Genomic DNA, 12,028 nt, shown 5'->3' with positions numbered 1-12,028 from the left:
AACTATAATTTATTTTTGAAATAGTTAATGAATCCGTTTAGTAATTTCTTGCAAGATGATAATTGTTCTAAAATTACTTTTAGTTGGTCTTCAGAAATATATTCTAAATCGAAAGTAAGATACATTTGCGTTTCAAGCTCAAACAAAGAACCTTTTGAGATATACAAAAATTGAATAGTTTCTTTGTCTGATTGTCTTCCAATACCTTCAGCAATATTTGATGGTACAGATATCACACTTCTATTAATCTGATTTGTTAAACTATATAATTCTGTATTTGGAAAGTGCTTAGTAAGCTGATAAACCGATTTCACCAAAGCTCTTGCAAATTTCCAAACTTCTAATTCCGTATAATTTTTCATATTTTATATTTTTCTAAACACCAAACACTAACAACTAAACCAATCTTGGTTTATAATTTTTAGCCACTTCAGCAATCGCTTTTATATGTTCTGGATTTGTGCCACAACAACCTCCAATAATATTGATAAGGCCATCTTTTAAATAATTTTCAATCAACACTTGCATTTCTTTGGGTGACTGGTCGTATTCCCCAAAAGCATTTGGCAAACCTGCATTTGGATGCGCAGAGGTGTAAAACTCCGTTTCGTTAGACAATCGTTGTAGATATGGTTGTAATTGTTCGGCTCCAAGTGCACAATTAAATCCAACGCTAAGCAACGGAACATGCGAAATAGAGGTTAAAAAAGCTTCTACGGTTTGACCAGAAAGCGTTCTTCCAGAAGCATCTGTTATGGTTCCAGAAACCATAATGGGAATATCGATGTTACGTTCCTCTTTCACTTCTTCAATAGCGAACAAAGCTGCTTTGGCATTGAGTGTATCGAAAATAGTTTCAACTAAAAGCACATCTACGCCTCCATCAATTAAAGCTTCTACTTGTTGTTTGTAGGCAATTCTTAATTCATCAAACGTAATAGCTCGAAATTCTGGTCTATTTACATCTGGCGATAAACTTGCGGTTTTGTTTGTTGGACCAATGCTTCCTGCTACAAATCTTGGCTTTTCTGGATTTTCTTTGGTAAATTGGTCTGCTACTTTTCTTGCAATTTTAGCCGATTCAAAATTGAGTTCATACACCAAATCTTCCATGCTGTAATCTGCCATGGCAATGGAAGTCCCAGAAAAGGTATTGGTTTCCACAATATCTGCACCTGCTTCAAAGTACAATCTATGAACTTCCGCAATGGCTTCAGGTTGCGTAAGGGAGAGTAAGTCGTTATTGCCTTTAAGCGATGTTGGGTAATCTTTAAAACGCTCGCCTCTAAAATCTTCTTCTGTAAATTTATAACGTTGCAGCATGGTTCCCATGGCTCCATCCAAAACCAAAATACGTTTTTGAATTTCTTGTTTTATATCACTCATAATGCTCATGTTGTTATTGAAACAATTTTATGTTTAATCATAAAATCGATCGAATTCACCTATTTGTTAATTTAAACTTGAGGATAATTTTACAATGTCTGAAAACAGGCCTCTAGCTGTCACATGTTTTCCTGCTCCTGCTCCTTGTATCACTAAGGGAAAATCTTGATAAGATTCTGAATATATTTCAAATACCGAATCGGCTCCTTTTAATTGTCCGATAGCTGAATGCTTTTCTTCTGAAACCAACTTGACTTCCAGTGATTTTTTAGTAACATCCAATTCCCCAACATAACGCAACACCTGATTTTCCATGAGGTTTTGCTTTCGCTCCTGAAAAGGGACATCCAATTCTTTTTGTCTGCTATAAAACTGATGTAGCGTAGTTTTCCCATTCAGATTTTTGGGCACCAAAGATTCTATTTGAACATCGTGCAACTCGGTTTTAATATGGAGTTCCCTAGCTAAAATCAATAGTTTTCTGGCCACATCGGTTCCTGACAAATCTTCCCTTGCATCCGGTTCTGTTAAGCCTAATTGTTTAGCCTGTATTAGGATATCAGAAAAAAGGACGTTTTCAGAAGAAAACCGATTGAATATAAAACTTAAAGATCCAGAAAAAACACCTCTAATTTTTTTAATCTGTTCACCAGAATCGTACAAGCGTTTTATGGTTTCAATCACAGGCAATCCTGCACCTACATTGGTTTCGTACAAAAAAGACTTGTTGTGCTTTTTTAAAGTAAGTCTTAATTGTTCATAAAATTCAAAACTTAAGGTATTGGCTACCTTATTTGCTGAAATGATATGAAATCCGTTTTCAATTAAAGACACATAATTCTGAACAAAATCTTTACTGGCTGTGGCATCTATAGCTATTAAATTTTGAAAATGGTGTGATTTGACAAAGTCAACGATATCTTTAATCTTATAAGGAATTGAAGCCTTTTCAAAATTGGAATGCCAAGCATTTTCAATACCAAATTCATTATAGAATGCCAAAGTAGAGTTTGTTACAATAGGAATCTGGATATTTAATTGCTGTTGTGATAACAATTGGGCTTTGGCTGCTTGTATTTGGTTGATTAAGGTGCTGCCAACATTACCTATACCGAAAATAACCACATTTAGGGTTTTAGTGTTTGACATAACCTGTTTTTTTTGTTTTGTTAACAGTCGTAAAAGCTTGACTCAAATCATTTATTAAATCTTCTGAATCCTCAATTCCACAAGACAAACGGATCAATGAGTCTTTAATTCCAGACTGTAACCGCTTTTCACGTGGTATGGATGCGTGGGTCATTTGTGGAGGATGACAAAGCAAACTTTTAACACCTCCAAGGCTTTCTGCCAATTTAAAATATGTAGTATTTGTTACAAATTTGTTGGCTGCCTCTTGGGTGTCTTCTTTTAAAGTAAAGGATACAATACCTCCAAACAAACCATTTTGTTGACGCTTAGCCACATCATGGTTTTTATGTGATACCAAACCAGGGAAATAAACGTTTTCTACAGCTTCATGATTTGCCAAAAATACTGCCACAGCAAAGGCATTGTCGCATTGTTTTCTATAACGAAGCTCCAAGGTTTCTATTCCACGAATGGTTAAAAAACAATCCCAAGGCCCTAAAATACCCCCAGAAGCATTTTGAATAAATTTTAATTTTTCTGATAATTCCTTTGTCTTTGTTACAACTAAACCTGCAACCAAATCGGAATGACCACCAATATATTTCGTGGCACTATGGATAATAATATCTGCCCCTAAGACAATAGGTTTTTGGGCAATAGGACTGGCAAAAGTGTTATCAACAACCAAAAGCGCATTGACACTTTTTGCGATTTTGGTTATTTCCTGAATATCCGACACTTTAAGGGTTGGATTGGTTGGAGATTCAATCCAAACCAATTTGGTCTTACTGCTGATAACATTGGCAACATTTTCGGCATCTGTAGTATCTACATAATGCACTTTAATACCTAATTTTTCGTACACATGGGTAAATAAACGGTATGCGCCACCGTAAATATTATCTACTGCAATAATCTCATCGCCAGCAGACAACAATTTTAAAACAGCATCTATGGCTGCCAAACCCGTTGCAAAAGCAAAGGCAGAATGACCTCCTTCCAATTGCGCCACAACGTCTTCCAAAACTTTACGGGTTGGGTTGTTGCTTCGGGCGTAATCGAAACCTTTGTTTAGTCCGGGAGCTTCCTGAACAAATGTGGATGTTTGGTACACTGGTACTGAAATAGCGCCTGTTAACGGATCGCTAGGAATGGAATGGATAATGTTTGTTGCACTCATTTTTCTAATTTTTTTGAGTTAATAATAAATGATTAAACCAATCCCGATAACCATCGGGACAAATAAGCTTCTTAAGAAGCGTACCTAATAGAAAAATGTTAAAAAGAAATTGACGAGATTTCAGATGTGAAATTTCGTTTTAGTTATCTATCCAATGTGTCGATACATGAATCGTACATTAAGTAGAATGTAGCACCTTCTTTGCAAAACAAAGGGTTGCTAAGGCTTCATAGGGTCTAATCCCTCCACCTTTCTTGATAACATTTCAGTAAGTATTTGAACTTTGTGAGTACAAATATTGCATTAGAAAAATTGAAATTCCAAATTATTTGTTATAAAAATTTGAAAATAATTTGCTATCCATTTAATTTTTCTACATTTGCATTTCATATATCAAGAGGAAAAATTTGTCTGATTGCAACCTCATTAAAAAAATGCTAAAGCAGTAACATTCTACTCCTCTAGCAACTATTGCAATCACATTTTTTCGTAATTATAAATTATAAAAAACCTATTTATATGTCTTATTTATTTACTTCTGAAAGTGTTTCTGAAGGACATCCAGATAAAGTAGCAGACCAAATTAGCGATGCTTTAATCGATAACTTTTTAGCTTTCGACAAAGACTCGAAGGTTGCTTGCGAAACCCTTGTTACTACAGGTCAGGTAGTGCTAGCTGGAGAAGTAAAATCCAACACCTATTTGGATGTGCAAAAAATTGCCAGGGATACCATAAACAAAATTGGTTATACCAAAAGTGCTTACATGTTTGATGGCAATTCCTGTGGTGTGTTTTCTGCCATACACGAGCAATCCGAAGACATTAATCGTGGTGTAGATAGAGCCAGCAAAGAAGAGCAAGGTGCAGGAGACCAAGGTATGATGTTTGGCTATGCCACAAGTGAAACCGAAAATTACATGCCTCTAGCATTGGATTTAGCACACAGAATCCTTATTGAACTGGCTGATTTACGAAGGGAAAACAAAGACATTACCTACTTACGTCCAGATTCTAAAAGTCAGGTAACTATTGAGTACAGCGACGATAATGTGCCTCAACGAATTGATGCCATAGTAATTTCAACACAGCACGACGATTTTGTTAAACCAAAATCCAATTCTAAAAAAGACAATCTTGCTGCCGATGAAGCCATGCTGGCAAAAATTAGAAAAGACATAGTAGACATTCTTATACCTCGGGTGGTTGCCAAGTTACCTGAAAACATACAGGCTCTATTTACAGATAATATAAAATACCATATTAATCCAACAGGGAAATTCGTTATTGGTGGACCTCATGGTGATACAGGCTTAACAGGACGCAAGATTATTGTAGACACCTATGGAGGCAAAGGGGCTCATGGTGGAGGAGCTTTCTCAGGAAAAGATCCAAGTAAAGTAGATAGAAGTGCTGCTTACGCTACCAGACATATTGCTAAAAACTTAGTAGCAGCAGGTGTTTGCGAAGAAGTATTGGTACAGGTAAGTTACGCCATTGGTGTTGCTGAACCTACTTCTATTTATATAAACACTTTTGGAACTTGTGAGTTTAATTTAACAGATAGCGAGATTGCAGAAAAAGTAACTGAAATTTTTGACATGCGCCCAGCGGCCATTGAAGAGCGTTTAAAATTACGTCAGCCAATGTATAGCGAAACGGCAGCATATGGCCATATGGGAAGAAAAAATGAAACTATTACTAAAACTTTTGAGCAGATAAACGGAAGAAAGAAAAAAGTAGAAGTAGAATTATTTACTTGGGAAAAACTGGATTATGTAGATCAGGTAAAAGCTGCTTTTGGGTTATAAAACCTTTTCCAGATTCTAAAACATTAAAAGCTCCATAACATGATTATGGAGCTTTTTTTGATTTGATATTTTATAAAAAAAATGAACCTCTTTAATCTTACTTAACACCCTTTATATCCTTTATAAAATGTATGCAATAACCTGTATAGTTGTTTTAGTACAGGTCAAGGACAATTAATTATGCTTTTCCAATAGCTTCCCAATAGCTTTCCCATACCTTTCCTATACCTTTCCTATGGAAGTCAGCGTTTTTTCCTACAAAAACTCAGTGTCTTTATTAAACTTTTATAATTGAGTGTAACATTCATGGTAAATCAGTTGGGCATTTTAGGTTCTGTCATTATATATGCTTCAAGTATGGATACTCCATAGATACTCCATGGATAGTGTATGGAAGGCAGCGTTTTTTCTACAAATTAGAAAACTTAAAAAAACATACATATTGAGAAATCCTGTTTTACTTAATGCCATTTTATAAATATGCTTGTGAGTAAAAGAAGGATTAACTCCGTTGATCCTGCAAAGCGACGCTTTGAAAATACAAAAAAACACAAAACAAAAAAGCAAGCTTTATGTTTTGCTTGCTTTTAGTATTTATTCGTGGGGAGAGCAGGATTCGAACCTGCGAAGACATAGTCAGCAGATTTACAGTCTGCCCTCGTTGGCCGCTTGAGTATCTCCCCAAAACCGTCGGCAAATATATTATAATTTTTATAATTATAATAAAAAAATAAAATACAATAACACAAGTAGTGACAAGTCGCGACTTGTCACAAAAAACAATCCGTTAATTATTAATCCAAACCTCCTCTACGTTCTGGCGAACGTGGTTCTGGCCAAGTACGTTGCTCTCCTGTTCTAGAATCTACTGGTAAAACAATTTTTTCTGTTGAAGTTCTGTTTGGATCTTCGCAAGCCATATACACCAAAATGGCAGTTAAAATGGCATTGCTCCTTACATCGTCGAAAACAATTTTATCATACGTATCCCTATTGGTATGCCAGGTATAATTCCAATAAGACCAACTTAAAGAACTTAAATTAAAAGCTGGTGCTCCTGCTGCTAAAAACGAAGCATTATCAGAGCCTCCTCCACTTGGAGAACCCGGGAAATGAGTTTCAATATGTTTTGTAATATCTTTTGGCACTGCTTCTAACCATCTGGACAAATATTCATAGGAATGTAAAAACCCAGCCCCAGAAAGGTTCACAACACGACCAGTTCCATTATCCTGATTAAACATGGCTTGTGTGTTCTTTACTATCTCTGGATGGTCTTCCACAAAAGCCCTGGAACCATTTAAACCTTGTTCTTCGCTTCCCCAATGTCCAACCAAAATAGTTCGTTTTGGATTTGGATATACTTTTTTAAGGATACGCATGGCCTCCATCATGACTAAAGTGCCTGTTCCATTATCTGTGGCTCCAGTGCCTCCATCCCAAGAATCAAAATGTGCAGAAAGTACCACATACTCATCTGGTTTCTCAGTCCCTTTAATTTCTGCAAGCGTATTATAAGTTGGAGCAACACCCAAGTCTTTAGATTCTGCCACTATTTTAACAATAGGTTTATTACCATATTCTGCAAGTCTATAAAGCATGGTATAATCTTCCAACTCTATGTCAATCGTTGGAATTGTTTTGGTTCTGGCACTAAATATCTTATTGGATCCAAATCCTTTGGACCAATAAGAAGTAATGATGCCTGCTGCTCCTGCTTCTTCCAGTGCCTGATGAATTTCCCTTCTGCCATAGCCAGTACGTTCCATATTGGCTCTCCAAGCATTTTCTAAAGAATCCCTTTCTTGCTTCATCTTTTCAAAAGACGCTTGGGTAGCAAACTCTTCCCAATTGTAATCTGGCCTACCTGTAATTTGATACATGGATGCCAATACAAATTTTCCTTTAATGGTTTTCATCCATCGCTGAAAATCCAATGAATCTTTTACAGTGGGAATGGTAACCACCTCAGCTGTAACACCTTTTGGTCCCGTACTTGGGTTCCAAGCCAATTGCATACCATCTAGGGTCTGTACCCTTGGCTGCAACATATCTATATGTGTGATGCCTCTTTCCCATGCTTTCCATTCTCCCCATTGTTCATTTCTAGCAGAAATACCCCATCTGGAATAGGTATCCACAGCCCAATCATGAGCTTGCTGCATTTGTGGTGTCCCTACCAATCTTGGACCAATGACATCCAGTAACTCGTGCGCTAAAATTTCTAATTGCGAATTGTTTGTAGCTTCATCAAGAATGTTTTTTACAACAGGATCTTGTTCTTGTGCTTGAAGATTAATACCAATTGCAAAAAATGCAATTGCAAAAAATAGTTTTATAGTCTTTATCATATCTATTAAGGTTGATTGTTTTGACAATACAAATTACAATTTTTTCCACACTTTGTCTTTTCATTCCAAAAAGAATTTATAAAATGAGGATCATGTTGTTCAAATAACACCCTGAATAAATTTTTAGCATTAAACTAAATGGAATTTTGTACATTTCAGTTCGCAATGAAAACAGTCTTTTATATTTTACTTTTTATTTCTTTTCCCATTTTCGGACAAGAGTCAATTGAAACCACGTTCGTTTCCAAGATCCCTTTTGAAGCAGATACATTAATTGGTATTGATAACTTTGGAACGATTTATTTTACAAAAAAGAACACACTTTACAAAATAGAAGACAAGAACCATTACTCCTACAGCAATGTACAGTTTGGCAAAATTACTTCAGCAAATAGTTTCAATCCATTAAAAATTCCTGTTTTTTACGAAGATTTTAATGCTGCTTATATATTGGACAATAGGTTTGCCGAAATTTTAAAAATAGATTTCAACACAATGGAGTATTACAAGAACGTTTCACTACTTTCTACTGCAAACGATAATGCGCTTTGGGTTTTTAATGAAGACATCCAACAATTGGAATTATTTGATTACAAAACAAACAAAACCAGGGCCACGACCTTACCCATAGAGTCTAAAGCTTTAGACCTAAAAAGCAATTACAATTATGCTTGGCTTTTAACCGAGAAATATCTTTACAAATACAATTATTTTGGGAGCTTGGTTTATAAGGTAAAAAATGATGGTTTTACGGCTTTGGTTGAAAGTAATGATGCCATTTTTTTAGTGAAAGAACTGCAGCTTTATTATTTCAATGAAAAAGAAACAAGTTTCCAATTAATCAAAACACCGGAATTGTTAACAAAACAGTTTTTAGTAACCAACGAAACGGTGTATATTTACGACTCTAAAAATTTACACAAATTCCAACTAAACAATAAATAATTATGCATGTTGCAATAGCCGGAAACATTGGTGCTGGTAAAACCACACTTACTAAATTACTTGCTAAACATTACAAATGGGAATCTCAACTAGAAGATGTGGTAGACAATCCCTATCTGGATGATTTTTACAACCAGATGGAACGTTGGAGTTTTAACCTACAAGTCTATTTCTTGAACAGCAGGTTTCGTCAAGTGGCACAGATTCGTGAAAGTGGCAAGGATATTATACAGGATAGGACCATTTATGAAGATGCCCATATTTTTGCCCCAAACTTACACGCTATGGGTTTGATGACCAATCGTGATTTTGAAAATTACCGTTCCTTGTTTGATTTAATGGAGTCTTTTGTCCAAGGTCCAGATTTATTGATTTACTTACGTAGTTCAATTTCGAATTTAGTCTCACAAATACATAAAAGAGGTCGTGATTACGAAAATTCCATAAGCATTGATTATTTAAGCAGGCTTAACGAACGCTACGAAGCTTGGATACATGGCTATGACAAAGGGAATTTACTGATTATAGATGTGGACAACCTGGATTTTGTTGCCAATCCTGAAGATTTAGGAAGCATTATCAATAAAATTGATGCAGAAATAAATGGCTTGTTTTAATCTGAAGCTTTATTTACTACTATAAAAAAACCACGCAAGATGCGTGGTTTTTTTATTATCTAATAAGTAAATTTTTATTTTCTAACCTCTACAGAAAACTCTTCCTCAAGTTCTGCCCTATTAGATTTTACTTTTATGGAGGATGCTCCCTTTTTCAATCTTTCAACTTTAGCGTTAACTTCATTAAAAGTACCAGATATAACATATTCTTCAACTTTGTTCTCTCCATTTTGGAATTCTGTTACACTTACCACAGCTGTTGCAAGATCGTCACTTTCAACTTCAAATTCCACATATACTTTTTTAGTATCTTCTTTCATAATACTACTTTCTATCTCAGTCATAGACACCTCTTCAGTAATGGCGTGACCTCCTAAAATAGGCGCAATTACCAATCCTATTAAACACGTTAATTTAATTAGAATGTTCATAGATGGTCCAGAAGTATCTTTAAAAGGATCTCCAACCGTATCTCCAGTTACTGCAGCTTTATGAGCTTCAGAGCCCTTATAGGTCATTTCACCATTGATCATGACACCGGCTTCAAACGATTTTTTAGCGTTGTCCCAGGCACCACCAGCATTGTTTTGGAAAATAGCCCAAAGCACTCCAGAAACAGTTACACCAGCCATATAACCACCTAGCATTTCGGCAATAGCCATATTGTTCATTCCAAAAATCATTGGTACAAAAGCTATAATTATAGGAAATCCAATGGTCAATAATCCAGGTAACATCATTTCTTTTAATGATGCTTGAGTAGATATTTCCACACATTTATCGTATTGTGGCTTTCCTGTACCTTCCATAATACCTGGTATATCTCTAAACTGACGTCTTACCTCATGTACCATTTGCATGGCTGCTTTTCCAACGGCATTCATAGCCAAAGCTGAAAAAACCACAGGAACCATACCTCCAACAAACAACATGGCTAAAACAGGTGCTTTAAAGATGTTAATACCATCAATACCTGTAAAGGTTACATAAGCAGCAAATAAAGCTAAGGAGGTTAAAGCTGCTGAAGCAATAGCAAACCCTTTTCCTGTAGCTGCAGTTGTATTACCAACAGAGTCTAAAATATCTGTACGTTCTCTTACAATTGGGTCTTGCTCACTCATTTCGGCAATTCCACCTGCATTATCGGAAATAGGTCCGAAAGCATCAATGGCCAATTGCATGGCAGTTGTTGCCATCATGGCAGAAGCAGCCAAAGCCACACCATAAAATCCAGCAAAAGCATAAGAGGCCCAAATTGCAAGAGCAAACAATAATACAGAAGAAAATGTAGAAATCATACCTGTTGCCAAACCTGCAATAATATTGGTTCCTGCTCCAGTACTGGATTGTTGTACAATTTTTAAGATAGGTTTTTTACCCAAACCTGTATAATATTCAGTAATGGAAGAAATTAAAGCCCCTACAACCAATCCAACTAAAGTGGCGTAAAACACTCTCATGGATGAAATTTCTTGAAGTCCTTCTCCAAAGAAATTCATTTTCATAGTTTCTGGCAACATCCAAGTAACTAAAGCAAAACATGAAATAGCGACCAATCCTATAGATGTCCAGTTACCAACATTCAAGGCTCCCATAACTTGAGCTTCTTTGGCGTCGTTAGATTTAATTTTTACCAACATAGTACCAATTACAGAAATAATAATTCCTGCTCCTGCTATTGCCATAGGCAATAAAATAGGACCAATACCACCAAAGGCATCGTCTATCATTCCTCCCATATCCTTTATCACATAGTTTCCAAGAACCATGGCAGCTAGCACTGTTGCAACGTAAGATCCAAATAAATCGGCTCCCATTCCGGCAACATCCCCAACATTATCTCCAACGTTATCTGCAATGGTTGCAGGATTTCTAGGGTCGTCTTCAGGAATTCCAGCTTCAACTTTCCCTACCAAATCGGCACCAACATCGGCAGCTTTGGTATATATACCACCACCAACTCGAGCAAATAAAGCAATGGATTCAGCTCCTAAAGAGAAACCTGCCAATGTTTCAAGAACAATGGTCATATCCATGGTATTTGTCCAAGCACTATCCATAAACACCCAGAAAAAGATGATAAAGAATAAGGTTAATCCTAGAACTGCCAAGCCAGCAACCCCTAGTCCCATAACCGTTCCACCACCAAACGATATTTTTAGTGCGTTTGGCAAACTGGTTCTGGCAGCTTGGGTCGTTCTTACGTTGGTTTTAGTTGCTATTTTCATACCAATGTTCCCTGCAAAAGCCGAGAAGAAAGCTCCGAAAATAAAAGCGATTACTATAAGCCAGTGCGTTGTTGGCACAATAAAAGAAACAGCTGCCAAAGCCACACTTACTATAACTACAAAAATCGCCAGAAGTCTATATTCGGCATTTAAGAATGCCAAAGCACCTTCATATATATGATCTGAAATTTCTTTCATTTTGCCGTCTCCAGCATCTTGTTTCATCACCCAAGATTTCTTTACAATCATATAGATTAATCCTAAAAGTGCCATTGCAATTGGCATATAAATCATCATTGATCCCATATTATTTTATTATTTGATTAGTTTTTAGCAGCAGCAAATGTAACAAAATACCCTAACATTAAAAAACCCTTATAC

Annotated in this window: 9 protein-coding genes, 1 tRNA gene and 1 riboswitch; of the genes, 3 read left to right on the top strand and 7 right to left on the bottom strand. The window is 36.1% G+C overall.

The features are described 5' to 3' along the window. Positions 1-2: 2 nt before the first annotated feature. The 4 genes from D778_RS04275 to D778_RS04260 all read right to left on the bottom strand — a co-directional run bounded on the left by D778_RS04275 (position 3) and on the right by D778_RS04260 (position 3,697). The gene (locus D778_RS04275; RefSeq protein ID WP_007648006.1) at positions 3-362 is read right to left on the bottom strand and encodes a four helix bundle protein; all 360 of its coding nucleotides are present in this window, start codon (positions 360-362) and stop codon (positions 3-5) included. Between the two features lie 34 nt (positions 363-396). After that, a complete protein-coding gene (locus tag D778_RS04270) occupies positions 397-1,386 on the bottom strand; it encodes a homocysteine S-methyltransferase family protein (RefSeq protein WP_040491459.1) in 990 nt (329 codons plus the stop codon). Positions 1,387-1,452: 66 nt separating this feature from the next. Continuing rightward, the gene (locus D778_RS04265) at positions 1,453-2,535 is read right to left on the bottom strand and encodes a homoserine dehydrogenase family protein (protein ID WP_007648002.1); all 1,083 of its coding nucleotides are present in this window, start codon (positions 2,533-2,535) and stop codon (positions 1,453-1,455) included. Next, positions 2,522-3,697, bottom strand: coding sequence for a trans-sulfuration enzyme family protein (locus D778_RS04260; RefSeq protein ID WP_007648000.1), 1,176 nt, complete (start codon positions 3,695-3,697; stop codon positions 2,522-2,524). Before D778_RS04260 ends, D778_RS04265 begins: the two co-directional genes overlap by 14 nt. A 140-nt stretch (positions 3,698-3,837) precedes the next feature. Next, a riboswitch (SAM riboswitch) is annotated at positions 3,838-3,961 on the bottom strand. A gap of 255 nt (positions 3,962-4,216) precedes the next feature. Between D778_RS04260 and metK the strand changes: the two genes are divergently transcribed. Next, a complete protein-coding gene (gene metK / locus D778_RS04255) occupies positions 4,217-5,506 on the top strand; it encodes a methionine adenosyltransferase (protein WP_007647998.1) in 1,290 nt (429 codons plus the stop codon). A gap of 601 nt (positions 5,507-6,107) precedes the next feature. Here metK and D778_RS04250 read toward each other — a convergent pair. Together D778_RS04250 and D778_RS04245 are read right to left on the bottom strand one after the other, a co-directional pair. Then, a tRNA-Tyr gene (locus D778_RS04250) sits at positions 6,108-6,189 on the bottom strand. Between the two features lie 111 nt (positions 6,190-6,300). Further along, complete coding sequence (locus tag D778_RS04245; RefSeq protein WP_007647997.1) at positions 6,301-7,857, bottom strand: M20/M25/M40 family metallo-hydrolase; 1,557 nt, start codon at positions 7,855-7,857, stop codon at positions 6,301-6,303. A 165-nt stretch (positions 7,858-8,022) separates the two neighbouring features. On the opposite strand from D778_RS04245, the gene D778_RS04240 reads away from it, so the two are divergent. Continuing rightward, positions 8,023-8,802, top strand: a complete 780-nt coding sequence (locus D778_RS04240; protein ID WP_007647995.1) for a hypothetical protein — start codon at positions 8,023-8,025, stop codon at positions 8,800-8,802. 2 nt (positions 8,803-8,804) lie between these two features. Further along, complete coding sequence (locus D778_RS04235) at positions 8,805-9,419, top strand: deoxynucleoside kinase (RefSeq protein WP_007647993.1); 615 nt, start codon at positions 8,805-8,807, stop codon at positions 9,417-9,419. A 74-nt stretch (positions 9,420-9,493) separates the two neighbouring features. Here the strand turns inward: D778_RS04235 and D778_RS04230 are convergent, their stop codons facing one another. Further along, positions 9,494-11,953, bottom strand: a complete 2,460-nt coding sequence (locus D778_RS04230; protein ID WP_040491363.1) for a sodium-translocating pyrophosphatase — start codon at positions 11,951-11,953, stop codon at positions 9,494-9,496. Positions 11,954-12,028: the final 75 nt, after the last annotated feature.

Source organism: Xanthomarina gelatinilytica, from assembly GCF_000348685.1.
Taxonomy (GTDB): Bacteria; Bacteroidota; Bacteroidia; order Flavobacteriales; family Flavobacteriaceae; genus Xanthomarina; species Xanthomarina gelatinilytica.
This window is presented reverse-complemented; position numbering and strand designations above follow the sequence as displayed.